An 18800-nucleotide genomic window follows, 5' to 3' on the forward strand; every position below is an offset into this window, starting at 1 on the left:
TTTGTTCCTATGGCAGGAAGCGATTCGCTGCGCCAGTCCCTATCGGAAGGGTTGGAAGGGGAAGAGCTGGGGCCATCGCCCCGGACCCCGGGGATGTCGAGGTCACGCCTGCGGCTTCGTAGATGGGCCTTGCTCCCGCAGGCTATCATGACTCCCGGCTCACCGTGGGCGCACCAGCGAAGCTGCGCGCGCCACCTCGACGGTGAAGGGGTCCGGGGCGATGGCCCCAGGTCTTCACTTTACTGCCCTAACCGAAACCTCAACGCGGCAGAACGCCCATACAGACGTACTTCAAAACCTTGCCGTCCTCGGAATTCCAGTCGAAGCGGCTCACTGCACCTGCCACCGTCGAGGCGCCAAGCGGTGCCCCGGTCGGGCCGATGACCCGCCACTGCAAAGTCACCACGCGCCCGCCGGAGCAATCCACGCTGCGGACCGAAAAGGCGGTGCTGCCGCGCGCAAGCTGCGCGGTCGGATTGAGAATGACCACGGCCTCCCGGAAGGTACGGCCGAGCCCGCCGGCCACGACGCTCGCTGTATCGATGCGGATGCTGCGCCCGAGGAGGCGTTCCAGATCTACGGCGAAGACCTTCACCCACTTGCCGGTCAGTACCTTCAGCGTTGTATCGGCAGCGGTCGGGGTGGCGGCAAGAGCCGCCAGCGTCAGTGCCGCCCATTTCAGACCGCGCAGCTTCACAGCGGGTTGCCGTTCTCGTCGCGGTAGATGTCGCGGCGGCCGACGTGGTTGGCGGGGCCGACAAAGCCGTCGTTTTCCATGCGCTCCACCCATTTGGCGGCGGTGTTGTAGCCCACGCCCATCTGGCGTTGCAGCCACGAGACCGAGACCTTCTGGTTTTCGAACACGAGGTGGCAGACCTGCCGGTACTTGCGTTCGTCAGGCGCGTCCGACGCGGTGGCGTCGAGGTCGTCGAAGCCGAAGCTGCCTTCTTCGGGTTCCTCGGTGACGGCATCGATGTAGTCGGGCTTGCCCTGGGTGCGCCAGTAGATGGCGACCTGTTCCACTTCCTCGTCTGAAACGAACGGGCCGTGGACGCGCTTGATCGGGTCGGAGCTGGGTTTGTAGAGCATGTCGCCCTTGCCCAGCAGCTGTTCGGCGCCCTGCTCGCCCAGGATTGTGCGGCTGTCGATACGGCTGGTGACGGCGAAGGAGACGCGGGTCGGCAGGTTGGCCTTGATGACGCCGGTGATGACGTCGACCGACGGGCGCTGCGTCGCCATGATAAGGTGGATGCCCGCCGCGCGGCTCTTTTGCGAGAGGCGCTGGATCAGCACTTCGATTTCCTTGCCGACGGTGACCATGAGGTCAGCCAGCTCGTCGACGATGAGGACGATCTGGGGCAGCGTTTCATAGTCGAGCTGACGGTCTTCGTAGAGTTCCTCGCCGGTATCGGGGTCGAAGCCGATCTGGATGCGGCGGCCCAGCGGCTTGCCCTTGGCGGCGGCGGTGCGCACCTTTTCGTTGAAGCTGGCGAGGTTGCGCACGGAGATTTCGCTCATCATCCGGTAGCGGCGCTCCATCTCCTCGACCGCCCATTTGAGCGCGCGGATGGCCTTGGGCGGCTCGGTGACGACGGGGGAGAGCAAGTGCGGGATATCGTCGTAGCTCTTGAGTTCCAGCACCTTGGGATCGACCAGGATCAGGCGGCACTGCGCCGGGGTGAGGCGGTAGAGCAGCGAGAGCAGGATCGCGTTGAGACCCACCGATTTACCCGAACCCGTCGTACCCGCGACCAGCAGGTGAGGCATGGTGGCAAGGTCTGCGACCACCGGTTCGCCGGCGATGTCCTTGCCCAGGATGATCGGCAGCATGCCCTTGTGGTTGGCGAAGGCCTCGGACGCGACCATCTCCTTGAACGAGACCATCTGGCGGTCCGCGTTCGGCAGTTCGATGCCCATGACGGTGCGGCCCGGGATCGAGGATACGCGGGCCGAGATCGCCGACATGTTACGGGCGATGTCGTCGGCCAGGCCGATCACGCGGCTGGCCTTGATGCCCGGTGCCGGTTCCAGTTCGTACATGGTGACGACCGGACCCGTGCGCACGGCGGTGATCTCACCCTTGACGTTGAAGTCGTCGAGCACGGTTTCTAGCAGGCGCGCGTTGCGCTCCAGACTGAGCTTGTCGATCTTGGGCTGCGAATTGGGCTGCGGGTCTTCCAGCAGATCCAGACTGGGCAGCGTGTACTTGTCGAACATGTCCTTCTGGCGGTCGCCGAAGCCGATCTGCGCGGGCGTGGCGGAAACCTTGGGATCGGCGATCTCGGGCGGTTTGCGAGGCTTGTCGGCGGCAGGCGGGGCGATGCCGGTATTGCCGGCGGCAGCTTCGGCCACGCGCGGGGCGGTCTCGGCGCGGGCCGTTTCCTTCTTTTCCTTGCCGGCCTTGAAGGGCATTTCCTCGGGCACGGACAGGCCGCGCGGCAGGCGCCCGATGCGGCCCGGAAGCGTCAGCAGGCGCACCCAGTCGAGCGCGAAGACGCGGCCCGCCAGCATCACGCCCACGCCCAGGCACACCAGCGCGAGGGCGAGCTTGATCCAGTTCTGTACGGGTTCGGGCGAAAGTCCGGCAATCGCGGTGACCGCCTTGGCGCCCAGCAGCCCCGAAATCCCGCCCATCGAGGCAGGCAGGGTGCCGCCCGGCTTGGTGAACCAGAGCGACAGCACGGTCGCGATCAGCAGCATCGCCAGCGTCAGGACGCCGAAGGGCATCCACCAGCGCTGGTCGCTATGCTCGATCTCGCCGTCGTCCTCTTCGACCAGGAGCCACAGCTTGCGGGCGAAGACGTAAAGCAGGGGGACCAGCAGCGCGGAGACCGGGCCGAACAGGAACAGCGCGCGCTCCGCCGTCCAGGCTCCGGTCGGGCCCATCCAGTTCTGCACATCGCCGCCGGCGGCGGTGGAGGTAGACGGGTCGGTCTGCTGGTAGCTTACCAGCGCCAGCGCCAGAAACACCATCGCCGCAAACAGCGCGATCGAACCGGACAGCTCTCCGGCGCGGCGCAGCGAGCGCTTGAGAACGGCGCGCCAATCCGGCTTGGCGATACGCCGACCGGGCGCGATGGGCCGAGTAGCCATGTAAAATTCCCTTGGGTTCGAGCCCGGTTTATGCGGCGGACGGGGAGTCCGCGTCAAGAATGGATGGGGAACGCGGCTGTGGGTGGTTGCGGGAAGACGTTCAGCGGCCCGAGGCGGACAGCCCGTCGATCGCAGCCCAGCGCTCCAGCTGGAAAGCCCGCGCCCGCCGCGCCGTCACGCCGCCCAGCGCAATTACCGGCACCGTCGAACGCGAAGCGAGCAGGCGAAAGCGGACCGGGCCGAGCGTCTGTCCGCCGGGATGCGAGGCCGTGGCGAACAACGGCGAGATCAGAACCGCATCGGCCCTTGCACGGTGGGCCTTCGCCAGTTCGCGCAAGTTGTGCACGGTAACCAGTCGCGGCACGCCGGGGCCTTGCGCAAGGCGGTCCGCCGCGCCGTAGACGCCGTGCGCTTTCCATGCCCGCGCCTGTCGGGCCTCTCCCGCGAGCACCATGACATGCCCGAATCGACGCGCCGTGCGGGCGAGCGCGTTGAACCGTGCGCGTCGTTCCTGCGGCGGCAGGTGATAGTGCCGGAACACCAGTCCCGACCCGCGGGGCAGACGCGCCAGCACGGCTTCGATCCGGTCATCGTTGCGGGCATCGCTGACGAGCCACAAGGCAGGAAGGGACGGCTGGCGGTTCGGCACAGGGACGCTATAGCAGCGCGCCATGGATCAGCTAGAAGACATCCGCGCCCGCATCGCCCAATCCGCGCACATTGCGGGACGCCAGCCCGGCGCCGTAGAACTCGTCGCCATTTCCAAGACCCACGCCGCCGAAGCGATCGAGCCGCTGCTCGCCGCCGGCCAGCGCGTGTTCGGCGAAAACCGCGTACAGGAAGCACAGGAAAAGTGGCTGCCCTTGCGCGAAGCCTATCCCGATGTGAAGCTGCACCTCGTCGGCCAGCTTCAGTCGAACAAGGCCGAGGATGCCGTCGCCCTGTTCGACTGCATCCACTCGGTGGACCGCCCCTCGCTGGTAACGGCGCTGGGCAAGGCGATGGAAAAGGCGGGACGGCAGGTGCCCTGCTTCCTTCAGGTCAACATCGGCGCGGAAGAACAGAAAGGCGGCTGCGCGATCGCCGACGTGCCCGCACTGCTGGCGTCCGCGCGTGAAGCCGGGCTTCCCGTCGTCGGCCTGATGTGCGTGCCGCCGTTCGATATCGAGGCCGCGCCGTTCTTTGCCCTGCTGGCGAGGATTGCCGCCGATAACGGGCTGGACCAGCTTTCCATGGGGATGAGCGAGGACTTCGAAACCGCCGTCCTGCTCGGCGCTACGCATGTGCGGGTGGGCAGCGCCCTGTTCGGGTCGCGGCAGAAGAAGTAGAGGGAAAAGAGCAGGAGCCATTGCCCCTGCATCCCGGACTTCCTCTTATCCTCTACCTGTGGCTGCCGAGCATGTTCGCATGGGTTATCGCCACTGCCAGCGCGTCGGATGCGTCTTCGCCCGCCAGCTTCACGCCGGGCAGCAGCACCTTGAGCATTGCCTGGATCTGTTTCTTGTCCGCGCCGCCGGTGCCGACCAACGCCTTCTTGATGACCTTGGTCGAGTATTCCGCCACCGGCATTCCCGCGCGGGCAAGGCTCAGCATCGCGACGCCGCGCGCCTGTCCCAGCTTGAGGGTCGACTGCGGGTTCACGTTGACGAAAACCTCCTCCACCGCGCCCGTATCGGGCCGGTGGTGGAGGATCACATCGGTCAGCCCGGCGTCGAGTTCGACCAGACGCTCGGCCATGCCGGCCTTGGCGTCCGTGCGGATCTGGCCGTTGGCGACGTGGGACAGGCGGCTGCCGCTTTTGGCGACGATGCCCCAGCCGGTGCAGGTCAGGCCGGGGTCGATGCCGATGATGATCATGCGGCGACGCTTGAGGCGGGGCTGGCGCGGGGCCTCGGGGGCTTCGACAAGCTCAGCCTGAGCGGGTTCGAGGGCCTGCGCCGCTTCCGCTCACCCTGAGCCTGTCGAAGGGTCGGGCTGAACCTGGCCCCGCCCGCCGGGATCAACCCAGCGTTTCCATCACTTCGTCGGAGATTTCGTAGTTGCCCCACACGCTCTGGACGTCGTCGTCTTCTTCCAAGGTGTCGACCAGCTTCATCAGCGTGCCCACGGTGTCGGCGTCGACGTCGACGGTGAGGGTGGGCTTCCACGCCAGCTTCACGCCTTCGGCTTCGCCAAGGACCTTTTCCAGTTCGCGGGCGACTTCGTGCAGCGAATCGACCGAGACCCAGATCTGGTGGCCGCCGGGATTCTCGTCGCCGTCGCCCATGTCGCTCTGCACGTCGTCGGCGCCGGCTTCGATCGCGGCTTCGAGGACCTTGTCCTCATCGCCCACCTTGCTGGGATATTCGATCAGGCCGAGGCGTTCGAAGCCGTGCGAGACCGCGCCGGTCGCGCCGAGGTTGCCGCCATTCTTGGCGAAAGCGGTGCGCACGTTGGTGGCGGTGCGGTTGCGGTTGTCGGTCAGGGCCTCGACGATGATGGCGATGCCGTTGGGGCCGTAGCCTTCGTAGCGCACTTCTTCGTAGTTTTCGGCGTCGCCCTTGCTCGCCTTGTCGATGGCGCGCTGGATGTTGTCCTTGGGCATAGACTGCACCTTGGCGGCGTTGACCGCTGCGCGCAGGCGCGGGTTCATGTCCGGATCGGGCAGGCCCATCTTGGCCGCGACGGTGATTTCGCGGCTCAGCTTGCTGAACTGCGCCGAGCGCTTCTTATCCTGCGCACCCTTGCGGTGCATGATGTTCTTGAATTTGGAATGGCCTGCCATGGGTCCGCTCGCTGTCTGCCCGCCGCCTGAGGGTCCGGTGAGGACGCGGCGGGTCTCGATGAATAAGGTGGCGCGGCCCTTACAACACGCCGGGGGGCAAGGGCAACCGCGCAGGCCCCCTCTCACTCGTAACGCGCTATAGCACTACGGCCGTGCCCGAACAGCTGACCATCAGCATCGAGCCTTTCGAGCCGATCACTTCGTAATCGATGTCCACGCCCACCACCGCGTTGCCGCCCAGCCTTGCGGCCTCGGCCTCCATTTCGCCCAGTGCCTCGCGGCGGGCGCGCTGGAGGACCTGCTCGTACTTGCCCGAGCGGCCGCCGACGAGATCGGTGACGGCCGCGAAAATGTCGCGAAACAGGTTGGCCCCCACGATGACTTCGCCGGTGACGATGCCAAGATAGTCGCGGACCGGGCGGCCTTCGACGGTGGGGGTGGTGGTGACGATCACGAATGCTCTCCCTCGATGAAAGGCGCGATGCTTGCACCCGCGCCCGGGTTCTCGCAAGACAACGAATTGGCCCAACGACTTGGTAAGGGAATAGGGGCTAGCAAGGCCTATGGCGACACAGATCGAGACCCGTATTCCCGCCCCGCACATCCTGCGCGAACTGGCCGGTTTTCTGAAACAGCCGGCGGTGCTGGTGCCCTGGGGGCTGCGCCGGGGCGAATCCTGGCCTGCGCTGTGCCTGTTGGCGGCAGTGCATGTGAGCGTGTTGCTGCTGGTGCTGCTGCCGCTGCTGGGCATGTGGCAAAAGGCGTTCGATCTGCCGCTGCCCGACGCCTTCGGCAAGCTGCCGGGCGGCTGGCTGCTGCCGATCACGATCCTGATCGCCCCGCTGCTGGAGGAGATTATATTTCGCGGCTGGCAGACCGGCCGGCCCCGCGCGCTGTGGCTGCTGGGGTGCTTTGCGGTGTTCGTCGTCCTGACGATGACGGCGAAGGCGATCGAGCCGCTGGTCCTGGCGGGGCTGTTGCTGGCTGCCGTGCTGGCGGCGGCAGGCGGTTGGTGGTGGCTGCGGCGCCGGGGGACTCCGGCTGTTTATGCGGCGGCCTATCCGGGTGTGTTCTGGGTGGTGGCGCTGGTGTTCGCGGGCGTTCACCTGATGAACTACCCGGCGACGTCCGCAGCATCGCTGCCGATGGTCCTGCCCCAGCTCTGGGCGGGGGTGCTGCTGGGCTTCACCCGTCAGCGTATCGGCCTTCCCGCCGCGATTCTCCAGCACGCCATCGCCAATGCCGCAAGCATGGCACTGGTGATGGCGGGGAGTTGATCGTCACCGCTTCGCTGGTCATTGCAGGCGAAGCGGGATCGCATCAGTCGATGCCGAGCGCCGACTTGTAGGTGTCGAGCAGCATGTCCTGTTCGCGGCGATCGTCGGGCTTCATCTTACGGATGCGGACGATCTGGCGCATGATCTTGACGTCGTAGCCGACCGCCTTGGCCTCGTTGTAGACGTCGCGGATGTCGTCCGAGATGCCCTTCTTTTCCTCTTCGAGGCGCTCGACGCGCTCGATCAGCAGGCGCAGGCGATCGTCGGTGGTTTCGGCCATTGGGGTACGTGCTCCGGTAAAAGCGTGAATCGGTTGGCGCGCTGATAGCGAGGCGAAGGGATTCGGGCAAAGCACCGGCCTGTGGAAATCATGTGGAGGGACAAACCATCTGGAGGAAGCGGCGCCTTCGCGATTTTCCTGCACTGCAGCGGCTTGCTAACATCGCGGCCGCCCTTTCCACCGTCGGTCCCCCTCGCTTGCACCTGACTTGCCCACGCCCGACGGCGGCGCTATTTCGGGCCTGCGCCGACCACGTTCGCGCCTCCAGCGGAGCTTCAAGACCGGGACGGCCCGGCATTCACCCTTGTTGGAAAAATGCCCGCGCCATGTCCTGGATATTTCTTTTCATCGCCGGCCTGCTCGAAGTGGTATGGGCTTCCGCGATGAAGCAGTCGGAGGGTTTTTCCCGGCCCTGGCCTACTGTGGTGACGATCGTAGCGATGATCGCCAGCTTCGCCCTGCTGGCCAGCGCGATGCGTGCACTGCCGCTGGGCACCGCCTATGCGGTGTGGACCGGGATTGGCGCACTTGGCGCCTTCGCCGTCGGCATTTTCTTCCTGGGCGAGGCGGCCAGCCCGCTGCGGCTGCTCGCCGCCGGGCTGATCCTCTCGGGCATCGTGCTCATGAAAGTCGCGACGCCCTGACCGCTATTCAGTGCGCGCTCAATGTGACGGGGCGTTCTTCTTCATGCTCTCGTCCATGCGCGCCAGCTGCTCGGGCGTAGCCTCGGTCTGGTGTTTCGCCTTCCATTCACCGGCGGGCATGCCGTGGATGACAGTGCGTGCCTCGGCCTTGTCGCCTTCGAAGCCGGCATCCACGATCCAGTCGGCCAGACAATTGCGGCAAAAACCCGCCAGCCCCATCAGGTCGATGTTCTGTGCATCGTGACGCTGCTGCAGATGGCGCACCAGCCGGCGGAAGGCCGCCGCAGCCACGGCGTCGTCCAACGCATCTATACGGTCACTATCGTTCATAATCCGCCAATCGTCCTTGGTTTGTAATGACGCCTTTGCCATATGAACCCCCGTTCCTGAAAGAGGCAGACAGAACCTTGGCTCATACTCCCCCCGTCGCTCCCTACCGCCGCTCCCCGCACCACCGGGGCATCAAGCGCCAGCGCAAGGTGAAGATCCTGGCGACACTCGGCCCCGCCAGCCGCGACAAGGAGACCATCGCCAAGCTGCTCAAGGCCGGCGCCGACGCCTTCCGCGTCAACATGAGCCACGGCGACCACGACACTCACCGCGAAACCATCGCCAACATCCGCGCGGTGGAAAAGGACCTTGAGCGCCCCGTTGCCATCCTGTGCGACCTGCAGGGCCCCAAGCTGCGCGTGGGCACGTTCGAGGGCGGCAAGGCCTTCATCCGCCACAGCGCCCACTTCACGCTCGACCGCGATCCCACGCCGGGTAACGACGAACGCGTCTGCCTGCCGCACCCCGAACTGTTCGGCATCCTCCAGAAGGGCCAGCGCCTGCTGATCGACGACGGCAAGCTGCGCCTGATGGTCATCCGCGCCGAACCCGACGCGATCCTGTGCAGCGCCGAAGTCGGCGGGCCGATCTCGGACCGCAAGGGCGTGAACATCCCCGACGCTCTGATCCCGATTCCCGCGCTGACCGAAAAGGACCGCCGCGACCTCGCTTTCGCAGTGGAGCAGAAGGCGGACTGGATCGGCCTGTCCTTTGTCCAGCGTCCCGAAGACGTCGCCGAAGCCCGCCGTCTGTCGGGCGGCTACGCGGCGATCATGTCGAAGATCGAAAAGCCGGCGGCGGTCGAAAGCCTCGATGAGATCATCGAGCTGTCGGACGGCATCATGGTGGCGCGCGGCGACCTCGGCGTCGAACTGCTGCCCGAGGAAGTGCCGCCGATCCAGAAGCACATCATCGAAAAGACCCGCGCTCAGGGCAAGCCGGTGGTCGTGGCAACGCAGATGCTGGAATCGATGATCACCAGTCCCTCGCCGACCCGCGCCGAAGTCTCCGACGTCGCCAACGCAGTCTACGACGGCGCCGACGCGGTGATGCTCTCGGCCGAGACAGCGGCAGGCCAGTGGCCGGTAGAGGCGGTCACGATCATGGACCGCATCGCCGTCCGCGTCGAAAGCGATCCGACCTACCGGGCGCGCATCCACATCGCCCAGACCCCGCCCGACGCCACCAGCGCCGATGCCCTGTCCGAATCCTGCGCCCAGATCGCCGATACCCTGACCATCGAAGGCATCATCGTCTTCACCGGCTCGGGCGGTTCGGCCCGCCGCGTGGCGCGTGAACGCCCGGCAGCGGCGATGCTGGTCCTGACCCCGGCGCAGAAGACGGCGCGGCGACTGGCGATGCTCTGGGGCACGCACTGCGTCATCACCCGCGACATCGGCAGCTTCGAAGAGATGATCGCCAAGGGCAAGCGCATGGCCCTGCGCCACGGCTTCGGCGCTGCGGGATCACGGCTGGTAACGCTGGCCGGCGTGCCGTTCGGGGTGCCGGGATCGACGAACCTGCTGCACATCGTGACCTTGACCGGGAACGAGCTGGATACGCCGAAGTAAGCTCGATGAAATGAGGGGAGGTTCTGGGGCCATCGCCGCAGGTCCTCCCCTTTCACCGTAAAAACCCCGAACCAGCGCTAAATCCTCGAGTAGCCCTTCGATGATAGCTGGGAACAGCGCTGCAATCGATTTCAAGCCGTGGGGGCTTAGGCGAGCGCAGCGCGGGGTCGAGAAAAGCCATGGGTCGTTACATGCAGGATGCATTTGTGGGGCGCGGGGAAGGCCGGTGGAGCTGGCTTACCGAGATGGAATTCGCCGAGAGGGCGCAGGTCCTCAAGATGCTGGCGCGCGAACTGGGGCAGGATACTGCCCCGGCTCTAGCTGAACTCGCGCAGCATGGGCTGGACGCCGCGTTGACGGTTCTTGCCGTGGCGGTGGGCGCCAGCGTCAGCGATGGGTACCTGCGCCAGCGCGCCTTGTGGCGCGCCGGGCAGTCGCTTTCCTGATTCGAGTTTCGGCTTAATCCAGGTTGGGGCGCAGCCAGCGTTCGGCGGTCGGCAGGTCTACGTCACGGCGGACCGCATAGTCTTCCAACTGGTCGCGGCCGATGCGGGCCACGCCGAAGTACTGGCTTTCCGGGTGGGCGAAGTAGAAGCCTGAAACCGCTGCGGTGGGCAGCATTGCCTGGCTTTCGGTCAGGACGATTCCGGCGTTGTCAGAAGCCTTGAGCAGGTCGAACAGGATCGGTTTCAGCGAGTGGTCGGGGCAGGCCGGATAGCCGGGCGCGGGGCGGATGCCGCGATATTCCTCGCGGATCAGAGCCTCGTTGGTGAACTGCTCGTCGGCGGCATAGCCCCACAGTTTCGTGCGTACATGCGCGTGGAGGCGCTCGGCGAAGGCTTCGGCGAAGCGGTCTGCGAGCGCTTTCAGCAGGATGTCCGAGTAGTCGTCGTGCGCTGCCTGGAAGCGGGCGAGGTGCGGTTCGATGCCGTGGATGCCCACCGCGAAACCGCCCAGCCAGTCACCGGCCGGGTCGATGAAGTCGGAGAGGCAGAAGTTCGCCCGCCCGCGTGACTTCTTCACCTGCTGGCGCAGCATGGGGAGGCGGGTGCCGTCATCGAGAAGCACGTCATCGCCGTCGGCGTGCACTGGCCAGAAGGCGCAGACGCCCTTGGCGGTCAGCCACTTTTCATCGATGATCTTCTTCAGCATCGCCTGCGCATCGGCGAACAGGCTGGTCGCGCTTTCACCGACCACTTCGTCGGTGAGGATCGCGGGATAGTTGCCGGCCAGTTCCCAGGCGCGGAAGAACGGGGTCCAGTCGAACGTCTCGGCGAGGTCGGCGAGATCCCATTCCTCGAAGACATGCAGGCCCGGCTCCACCGGCGCGGCGGCCTTGAGCGCGAAGTCGGCGGGGAAGGCGTTGGCGCGCGCATCTGCCAGCGAGAGCAGGTCACTCTGGCCCTTGTTGGCGCGCGCGATGCGCACCTTCTCGTAGTCGATCGAGACCGAGGAGACGAAGCCCTCCGCCTGTGTGTCGGACAGCAGCTGCGAGGCCACGCCGACCGCGCGGCTTGCATCCAGCACATGAATCACCGGACCCTTGTAGGCCGGGTCGATGCGCAGCGCGGTGTGGACCTTGGAGGTGGTGGCGCCGCCGATCAGCAGCGGGATGGTCATCTCCGAACGCTGCATTTCCTCGGCCACGGTCACCATCTCGTCGAGCGAGGGGGTGATGAGGCCCGACAGGCCGATGATGTCGGCATCATGCTCGGCCGCCTGTTCGAGGATCTTCGACCACGGCACCATGACGCCCAGATCGATCACTTCGTAGCCATTGCACTGCAGGACCACGCCGACGATGTTCTTGCCAATATCGTGGACGTCACCCTTGACGGTGGCCATGATGATCCGGCCCTTGGCCTTGGCGCCGGGTTCCTTGCTCGCTTCGATGAAGGGGATCAGGTGGGCGACCGCCTTCTTCATCACGCGCGCCGATTTCACCACCTGCGGCAGGAACATCTTGCCGCTGCCGAACAGGTCGCCGACCACGTTCATGCCGCCCATCAGCGGGCCTTCGATAACCTCGATCGGGCGGCCGCCGGCAAGATCGATCGCGGCGCGGCATTCCTCGGTATCCTCGACGACATAGGCGTCGATGCCGCGCACTAGTGCGTGCTCCAGACGCTTCACCACGTCCCAGCTGCGCCATTCCTCGGCGGCCTTTTCAGCGACGACGTCCTTGCCCTTGTAGCTTTCTGCCAGGTCGATCAGGCGCTCGGTGGCGGTCCTGCCATCCGCGCCCACGCCAGGGGTGCGCATCATGATGACGTCTTCGCAGGCCTCGCGCAGCGCTGGGTCGATCTGGTCGTAGACGTCGAGCTGGCCGGCGTTGACGATCGCCATGTCCAGTCCGGCGGGGATCGCATGGTACAGGAAGACCGAGTGCATCGCGCGGCGCACCGTCTCGTTGCCGCGGAAGCTGAACGAGAGGTTGGAAAGGCCGCCCGAGAAGTGGACATGCGGGCAAGTCGCGCGGATTTCGGCCACCGCCTCGATGAAGTCCAGACCGTAGCGGTCATGCTCCTCGATGCCGGTGGCGACGGCGAAGACGTTGGGATCGAAGATGATGTCTTCGGGCGGAAAGCCGATGCCGGTGAGCAGCTTGTAGGCGCGCTGGCAGATCTCGATCTTGCGGGCCTTGGTGTCGGCCTGTCCGGTCTCGTCGAAGGCCATGACGACCACGGCGGCGCCGTAATCCATGCACTTTCGCGCGGAATGCAGGAACGGCTCCTCGCCTTCCTTCATCGAGATCGAATTGACGATCGGTTTGCCCGAGACGCATTTCAGGCCCGCCTCGATCACGTCCCACTTCGAGCTGTCGATCATCACCGGCACGCGGGCGATGTCCGGCTCGGCGGCGATCAGGTTGAGGTAGGTGGTCATCGCCTCGATCGCGTCGAGCAGGCCCTCGTCCATGTTGATGTCGATCACCTGCGCGCCGTTTTCGACCTGCTGGCGCGCCACTTCTACGGCGGCGGGATAGTCGCCGGCCATGACCAGCTTCTTGAATTTCGCCGAGCCGGTGACGTTGGTGCGTTCGCCGATATTGACGAAGCGGGCGCCGGTGGAGGCGGGTTTGGAAGTGGTCGAAGTCATGGTTCTTCTCGTTGGATCAGAGGGCGGCTGCGGCGAGAGGCCGCGCCAGCACATAGTCGTCGTAAGTCTTGCCGCCCACGTCGAAACGGCGGCTGCCGATCGTCTCGAAGCCGTGTTTGCGGTAGAAGGCCAGCGCGCGGCTGTTGTCGTCCTTGACGCCCAGCAGCAGGCGTCTGGCGCCCGCTGCGTGGGCCATCACCGCCTGCATCAGCGCGCTGGCCATGTAGGACCCCTGAAAGCGCGAGAGCAGGTAGATGCGCTTCAGTTCAAGGTCGCCCGGCTGGGCCAGTTCCAGTTCGGGCGCGCAGGACAAGGCATAGCCTACCGGCGCGCCGCCCGGCTCGATCTCGGCCAGCCACGCCTTCGCGCCCTTGGCGAGATAGGTGTGGTAAGTTTCCGCCGAGTGCTGATCGCGGCAATGCACGACGAGTCCGCCGCCGTCGATCAGCCCCGCGAAGCTCTCGAGAAACGTTGCAGCGCCCACCAGTGCGAGGGCGTCGGCGTCGTCCGGCCCGGCGGGACGGATGCGCCAGATGGGAATGTCGGTCACGCGCGTGCCTGCCTCAGGATGCCATGACGAACGGTTCGAGGCCGGCAAGGCGCGTCACCGGCTCCAGCGTGGGGATCTGGCGCGGGGCCATGCCGCCGACCTTGCGCGCGATCGCGGCGATGTGCGCCGGGGTGGAGCCGCAGCAGCCGCCCAGCACATTGACCTGGCCCGCGACGGCCCACTCGCCCACGAAACCGGCTGTAGTGTCGGGCATCTCGTCGTACTCGCCCAGTTCGTTGGGCAGGCCGGCGTTGGGATAGATCATGATGAGCGTGTCGGCGTGTTCCGACAAAGTCTTGACGTGCGGGCGCAGCTGGGTGGCGCCGAACGAGCAGTTCAGCCCGATGGTCAGCGGCTTTGCATGGCGGATCGCGGCCCAGAACGCCTCGACCGTGTGGCCGGACAGGTTGCGGCCCGAAAGGTCGGTCAGCGTCATCGACATCATGATCGGCACTTCGCGGCCCAGTTCGGCTTCGAGCTGGCGCACCGCCATGACCCCGGCCTTGGCGTTGAGGGTGTCGAACACCGTTTCGATCAGGATGAAGTCGGCGCCGCCTTCGACGAGGGCGGCGGCCTGCTCCTTGTAGACATCGACCAGCGTGTCCCAGCTGATCTCGCGGTAGCCCGGATCGTTCACGTCGGGGCTGAGCGAGAGGGTCTTGTTGGTCGGCCCGATCGCGCCCGCCACGAAGCGCGGGCGGCCGTCCTTCGCCTGGAACTCGTCGGCCAGGCGGCGCGCCAGTCTGGCCGATTCGACGTTGATTTCGCGCACGAGATGCTCGGCGCCGTAATCGGCCTGGCTGATGCGGTTGGCCGAGAAGGTGTTGGTTTCGGCAATGTCGGCGCCGGCCTCGAAATAGGCGCGGTGGATCGCCTCGGGCACCTCGGGCTTGGTCAGCGCGAGGATGTCGTTGTTGCCCTTCTGGTCATGGGAAAGGCCCAGCGTGCCGGCATAGTCGGCTTCCGACAGCTTCCAGTTCTGGATCTCGGTCCCGAAGGCGCCATCGGTGATGAGGATGCGCTTGGCCGCCTCGGCGAGGAATGATTCGCGCGCGCTCATGCCGCGTTCTCCTTTGGACGCAGGCCCAGCAGCTGGCAGATCGCGTAAGCCTGCTCGGCCCTGTTGAGGGTGTAGAAGTGGAAATCGCGCACGCCGCCTTCATAGAGGCGCTTGCACAGGTCCGCAGCGGCGACGGCGGCGACCAGCGCGCGCGGGCCGGGGCGCGCGTCCAGTCCGTCGAACATCGTCTCCAGCCAGTCCGGGATCAGGGTATTGCCGGACATGCGACGGATGGCCGCGAAGCTGGTCACCGGCATGATGCCCGGCAGGATCGGCGCGGTGATGCCTGCCGCCAGCGCCTTGTCCATGAAGCGGAAGTAGGCATCGGTGGAGAAGAAGAACTGAGTGATCGCGCGGGTGGCCCCGGCGTCCAGCTTGCGCTTCAGGTTGTCGAGATCGTCCTGGGCGCTGACCGCCTCGGGATGGACTTCGGGATATGCGGCAACCGAAATCTCGAAATCGTGGCGCTTCTTCAGGCCTGCGACCAGCTCGGCAGCACTGGCATAGCCGTCCGGGTGGGGCACGAAGCGGCCGCCATCGGCCGGCGGCGGATCGCCGCGCAGGGCGACGATGTGGCGCACGCCCGCTTCCCAGTACTGGTCGACCACTTCGTCGATCTCGGCTTTGCTGGCGGCCACGCAAGTGAGGTGCGCGGCGGGCACCAGCGAGGTTTCGCGCACGATGCGCGACACGGTTGAATGGGTGCGCTCCCGCGTGGAACCGCCTGCGCCATAGGTCACCGAGACGAAGCTGGGATCGAGAGGCGCCAGCTGGGTGATCGCATCCCAAAGCTGCTCTTCCATCTTCTCCGACTTGGGCGGGAAGAATTCGAAGGAAACGGAAATGTCGCCCGGCAGCCCTGCGAATAGAGGGGTTTCTGCGGCGCGCGGGTGTGCGGTCATGTGAGGCTCGTCTCTCGATTTGCGGCGCTGTCACGGGTGTCCGTGCAAGTTTGGGCCGTCCAGATTTTGACTGTGAGTGGATCGCCCGGCAGCGCGACCGGCGCCGCCGGCATCAGCCCGGCAGAGGTCAGCAGAGCCGCCATGTGCTCATCGGAAAAGCCGAGGCGTGCGTGGGCGTGGACTTCGCGCAGTTCTTCGCGCTCGTGTGCGGCAAGGTCGACGATGGCGATGCGCCCGCCGCGCCGCAGTACGCGCGCGGCTTCGGCCAGAACCACGCCGGGGTCCTGAGCATAGTGCAGCACCTGATGGAACAGCACCGTGTCAAACGCATCGTCGGTGAAGGGCAGGCCGGTGAAGTCGCCCTGCACCAGATCGACTTTGTCGGCGGGCAGGGACTGCAGGCGGGCCCGCGCGATGCGCAGCATTTCCGGGCTCTTGTCTAGCGCCGTCACGCGTCCGGCGCGCGTGGCGAGAAGCTCGGCCATGCGGCCCGTGCCGGTGCCGACATCGAGCAATGCGCCCAGCGGCTGCGCCTCAAGCGAGGCCAGCAAAGCCGCCTCGACCGGCTCGTCGGCGCCGTGCAGGCGGCGCAGGGTATCCCATTCCACCGCGTGGCGTGCAAAGTACGCCTGCGCGCTGGCCTCGCGCCCGGCCCGGATCGCGGCAAGCTGGCGGCGATCCTCGGCACAGCGCGCGGAAAACAATGCATCGTCGCGCTCCGCAACGGACAGAAGCTGCGCGGCCGCACTTCCCAGGGAGAGCGTCTCATACTCGCTCACCGCGCTGCGCAGGAAGACCCAGCTGCCTTCCTTGCGGCGTTCGGCCAGCCCGGCGTCGCACAGGATGCGAATGTGGCGCGATACGCGCGGCTGGCTTTGGTCCAGCACTTGTGCCAGTTCGCCGACCGCCAGCTCCATATGCGCGAGCAAGCGCATGATGCGCAGGCGCGTTGGCTCTGAAAGAGCTCTCAGGAGAGGGTCGATCTGCATGCAGGGTCATATAAAGATATCTTTATATGTGTGCAAGCCCTAGGAAATCAGCGGATTTCGGTCCCGATCATTCCTATTTGCGTTGCACCATGGTCTCGTCTAAAGATTGGTACTGCAGGCTTGCCTGCAAGCGTTGGCCTGTGGGTCAAACAATGCAAGGGGATTCGCATGAAGAAGATTGCTTTCGCGGCGTTCGCGTCGGTTGCCGCTCTGTCGCTCGCCGCCTGCGGTGGTAGCCCGGCTCCTGAAGCCACTGAGTCGGTTGAGACCACTCCTGAAGAGATGATGACCGGTGACGCCACCGACGTACCGACCGAGGCTCCGTCCGAGGCGATGTAATCGGCGCAGGGGGTCTGGCGCCTGCCCTAGCGGTACGCCGGCTCCCGCCGCTTTTCGATCCGGAACCCTTCGGGGAACCGGCGAAAAGTCCGTTTTATGACGGACAGAAGCCCTCCTTAGCGGGAGGGTTTTTTGTATCCGGCGCAGACGCAAACCGCTTCTGCCGACGGGTTTTTCATTTGCACTGCGCGGGTCTGGCAGGCACCTAACCGCACATGCCCGATACGCTGAAGATCACCCTCGCCCAGCTCAACCAGTCGGTGGGGGATATTTCCGGCAATGCGGGGGGCGTGCTCGCCGCGCGGGAAGCGGCGAAGGGCAGCGACCTTATCGTCTTTCCCGAACTTCACCTTATCGGTTATCCGCCCGAGGACCTGATCCTCAAGCCCTCGTTGATCGAGCGGGCGGCGGCGCAGTTGCAGATCCTCGCCGAAGCCAGCGCTGGAGACGGTCCGGCGATGCTGGTCGGTTCCGCCTTCGTCCTCGACGGCGCGCTGCACAATGGCGTGGCCCTGCTCGATCAGGGCAAGGTCCAGGCCGTGCGCCTCAAGCATGAACTGCCCAATTACGGCACTTTCGACGAGATGCGCCTGTTCCAGCCCGGCCCGCTGCCCGAGCCGGTGATCCTGCGGGGCACCATGATCGGTGTGCCCATCTGCGAGGATATCTGGCGCTCCGAAGTATGCCGCCACCTTGCCGATTTCGGCGCCGAGATGCTCGTGTGCATCAACGGCAGCCCTTACGAAATCAACAAGGACGCCTTGCGAATCGAAGGCGTTGCCAAGCGCCGCGCGGTCGATACCGGGCTGCCGCTGGCCTACCTCAACCGCGTGGGCGGGCAGGACGAACTGGTGTTCGACGGCGCCAGCTTCGTGGTCAACGGCGATGGCGGCCTTGCAGTGCAACTGCGCGACTGGGAGGAGCAGGTCGTCCAGACCAACTGGACCCGCACCGCCACTGGCTGGCGCTGCGACCGGGGCATGGTGGCGGACCTGGCCGTCCATCCGGAGGACATCTATTGCGCCATGGTCCTGGCCCTGCGCGACTATGTGAATCGCAATGGCTTTCCCGGTGTCGTTCTGGGCCTTTCCGGCGGGATCGATTCGGCCACCTGCGCCGCCATCGCGGTTGACGCGCTGGGCGCGGACCGGGTGTGGGGCGTTATGATGCCCTCGCGCTTCACCGCCGCGCAAAGCCGCGAGGATGCTGCCGCCTGCGCCAAGGCTCTGGGCATCCGCTATACCGAAATGCCGATCGGCACCGCCGTCGATGGCTTCGATTTCATGCTGGGCGAGGCGTTCGAGGGCACACAGCGCGATCTCGCCGAGGAAAACCTCCAGTCCCGCATTCGCGGCGCCGCGCTTATGGCCTTGTCGAACAAGTTCGGACCGATGCTGGTGACCACCGGCAACAAGAGCGAGATGAGCGTAGGCTACGCCACCATCTACGGCGACATGGCAGGCGGCTACAACCCGCTGAAGGACGCCTACAAGATGACCGTCTTCGCGCTGGCCCGCTGGCGCAACGGGCACGTGCCGCGCATCGGTCTGGGCCCTGCGCGTCCGGTTATCCCGGAGAGCACCCTGACCCGTGCGCCCACCGCCGAACTGCGCGACGAACAGCGTGACGACGATAGCCTGCCGCCTTACGAGACGCTGGACCCGATCCTCATCGGCCTCGTCGAACACGACAAGAGCGTCGAGCAACTCGTGAAGGAAGGCTTCGACCGCAGTGTCGTCCAGGATGTGGAGCGCCTGCTCCATCTGGCCGAATACAAGCGCCGTCAGGCGGCGCCGGGCGTGAAGCTGACCGCGCGCAATTTCGGGCGCGACCGGCGCTATCCGATCACTCACGCGTTTCGCAGTGGGTGAGGGGTGGCTGGCGGGAACGCTGCGCGAATGG

Annotated in this window: 20 protein-coding genes; 7 read left to right on the plus strand and 13 right to left on the minus strand. The window is 65.8% G+C overall.

The genetic code is table 11. From position 1 onward, the window contains the following. Positions 1 to 259: 259 nt before the first annotated feature. From GVL61_RS02705 to GVL61_RS02715, 3 genes are all read right to left on the minus strand, one after another. Positions 260 to 697 carry a hypothetical protein gene (locus GVL61_RS02705; protein WP_235037508.1) on the minus strand — a complete coding sequence of 146 codons (438 nt, stop codon included), beginning with the start codon at positions 695 to 697 and terminating at the stop codon, positions 260 to 262. Continuing rightward, a complete protein-coding gene (locus GVL61_RS02710; protein ID WP_159976761.1) occupies positions 694 to 3093 on the minus strand; it encodes a DNA translocase FtsK in 2400 nt (799 codons plus the stop codon). Before GVL61_RS02710 ends, GVL61_RS02705 begins: the two co-directional genes overlap by 4 nt. Before the next feature lie 100 nt (positions 3094 to 3193). Then, positions 3194 to 3766 (minus strand): thiamine phosphate synthase, encoded by a 573-nt coding sequence (locus tag GVL61_RS02715; RefSeq protein ID WP_159976763.1) that lies wholly within the window; start codon positions 3764 to 3766, stop codon positions 3194 to 3196. Here GVL61_RS02715 and GVL61_RS02720 point away from each other — a divergent pair. Further along, positions 3765 to 4421: a YggS family pyridoxal phosphate-dependent enzyme gene (locus GVL61_RS02720; RefSeq protein WP_159976765.1), complete on the plus strand. Its 657-nt coding sequence runs from the start codon at positions 3765 to 3767 to the stop codon at positions 4419 to 4421. The genes GVL61_RS02715 and GVL61_RS02720 overlap by 2 nt on opposite strands. 52 nt (positions 4422 to 4473) lie before the next feature. On the opposite strand, the gene ruvC is transcribed toward GVL61_RS02720, so the two are convergent. From ruvC to GVL61_RS02735, 3 genes are all read right to left on the minus strand, one after another. Beyond that, complete coding sequence (gene ruvC, locus GVL61_RS02725; protein ID WP_043977109.1) at positions 4474 to 4950, minus strand: crossover junction endodeoxyribonuclease RuvC; 477 nt, start codon at positions 4948 to 4950, stop codon at positions 4474 to 4476. Positions 4951 to 5092: 142 nt separating this feature from the next. Then, positions 5093 to 5857, minus strand: coding sequence for a YebC/PmpR family DNA-binding transcriptional regulator (locus tag GVL61_RS02730; RefSeq protein WP_159976767.1), 765 nt, complete (start codon positions 5855 to 5857; stop codon positions 5093 to 5095). Positions 5858 to 5993: 136 nt separating this feature from the next. Then, the gene (locus GVL61_RS02735; protein ID WP_159976769.1) at positions 5994 to 6311 is read right to left on the minus strand and encodes a heavy metal-binding domain-containing protein; all 318 of its coding nucleotides are present in this window, start codon (positions 6309 to 6311) and stop codon (positions 5994 to 5996) included. Between the two features lie 109 nt (positions 6312 to 6420). Between GVL61_RS02735 and GVL61_RS02740 the strand changes: the two genes are divergently transcribed. Then, positions 6421 to 7134 (plus strand): CPBP family glutamic-type intramembrane protease, encoded by a 714-nt coding sequence (locus tag GVL61_RS02740; protein ID WP_159976771.1) that lies wholly within the window; start codon positions 6421 to 6423, stop codon positions 7132 to 7134. 43 nt (positions 7135 to 7177) lie between these two features. Here GVL61_RS02740 and GVL61_RS02745 read toward each other — a convergent pair whose 3' ends face one another. Next, positions 7178 to 7414 carry a DUF2312 domain-containing protein gene (locus tag GVL61_RS02745; protein WP_043977104.1) on the minus strand — a complete coding sequence of 79 codons (237 nt, stop codon included), beginning with the start codon at positions 7412 to 7414 and terminating at the stop codon, positions 7178 to 7180. A gap of 326 nt (positions 7415 to 7740) precedes the next feature. On the opposite strand from GVL61_RS02745, the gene sugE reads away from it, so the two are divergent. Further along, the gene (gene sugE / locus GVL61_RS02750; protein ID WP_159976773.1) at positions 7741 to 8058 is read left to right on the plus strand and encodes a quaternary ammonium compound efflux SMR transporter SugE; all 318 of its coding nucleotides are present in this window, start codon (positions 7741 to 7743) and stop codon (positions 8056 to 8058) included. Positions 8059 to 8076: 18 nt separating this feature from the next. Here the strand turns inward: sugE and GVL61_RS02755 are convergent, their stop codons facing one another. Then, positions 8077 to 8388 (minus strand): DUF1244 domain-containing protein, encoded by a 312-nt coding sequence (locus GVL61_RS02755; RefSeq protein WP_159977297.1) that lies wholly within the window; start codon positions 8386 to 8388, stop codon positions 8077 to 8079. Positions 8389 to 8465: 77 nt separating this feature from the next. On the opposite strand from GVL61_RS02755, the gene pyk reads away from it, so the two are divergent. After that, on the plus strand, positions 8466 to 9959 hold the full coding sequence (pyk, locus tag GVL61_RS02760; protein ID WP_159976775.1) for a pyruvate kinase: 1494 nt from the start codon (positions 8466 to 8468) through the stop codon (positions 9957 to 9959). Positions 9960 to 10150: 191 nt separating this feature from the next. Next, positions 10151 to 10405, plus strand: coding sequence for a hypothetical protein (locus GVL61_RS02765; protein WP_235037509.1), 255 nt, complete (start codon positions 10151 to 10153; stop codon positions 10403 to 10405). A gap of 13 nt (positions 10406 to 10418) precedes the next feature. Here the strand turns inward: GVL61_RS02765 and metH are convergent, their stop codons facing one another. Genes metH through GVL61_RS02790 form a run of 5 tightly spaced genes read right to left on the minus strand, consistent with a single transcriptional unit; the run spans position 10419 to position 16559 of the window. Next, the gene (metH, locus tag GVL61_RS02770) at positions 10419 to 13058 is read right to left on the minus strand and encodes a methionine synthase (protein WP_159976779.1); all 2640 of its coding nucleotides are present in this window, start codon (positions 13056 to 13058) and stop codon (positions 10419 to 10421) included. Positions 13059 to 13074: 16 nt separating this feature from the next. Further along, entirely contained in the window at positions 13075 to 13608 is a 534-nt protein-coding gene (locus GVL61_RS02775; protein ID WP_159976781.1) for a GNAT family N-acetyltransferase, read from the minus strand. A 13-nt stretch (positions 13609 to 13621) separates the two neighbouring features. Continuing rightward, positions 13622 to 14668, minus strand: a complete 1047-nt coding sequence (locus GVL61_RS02780) for a homocysteine S-methyltransferase family protein (RefSeq protein WP_159976783.1) — start codon at positions 14666 to 14668, stop codon at positions 13622 to 13624. Continuing rightward, complete coding sequence (gene metF, locus GVL61_RS02785; RefSeq protein WP_159976785.1) at positions 14665 to 15570, minus strand: methylenetetrahydrofolate reductase [NAD(P)H]; 906 nt, start codon at positions 15568 to 15570, stop codon at positions 14665 to 14667. The genes GVL61_RS02780 and metF overlap by 4 nt, the downstream gene beginning before the upstream one ends. Beyond that, complete coding sequence (locus GVL61_RS02790; protein ID WP_159976787.1) at positions 15567 to 16559, minus strand: metalloregulator ArsR/SmtB family transcription factor; 993 nt, start codon at positions 16557 to 16559, stop codon at positions 15567 to 15569. The genes metF and GVL61_RS02790 overlap by 4 nt, the downstream gene beginning before the upstream one ends. A 168-nt stretch (positions 16560 to 16727) precedes the next feature. On the opposite strand from GVL61_RS02790, the gene GVL61_RS24725 reads away from it, so the two are divergent. Both GVL61_RS24725 and GVL61_RS02795 read left to right on the plus strand, forming a co-directional pair. Continuing rightward, positions 16728 to 16898 carry a hypothetical protein gene (locus GVL61_RS24725; RefSeq protein ID WP_169795067.1) on the plus strand — a complete coding sequence of 57 codons (171 nt, stop codon included), beginning with the start codon at positions 16728 to 16730 and terminating at the stop codon, positions 16896 to 16898. Between the two features lie 215 nt (positions 16899 to 17113). Then, positions 17114 to 18769 carry an NAD+ synthase gene (locus tag GVL61_RS02795; RefSeq protein ID WP_159976789.1) on the plus strand — a complete coding sequence of 552 codons (1656 nt, stop codon included), beginning with the start codon at positions 17114 to 17116 and terminating at the stop codon, positions 18767 to 18769. The last annotated feature ends 31 nt before the right edge of the window (positions 18770 to 18800 follow it).

The sequence above is a fragment of the Novosphingobium sp. 18050 genome, assembly GCF_902706195.1.
GTDB lineage: Bacteria > Pseudomonadota > Alphaproteobacteria > Sphingomonadales > Sphingomonadaceae > Novosphingobium.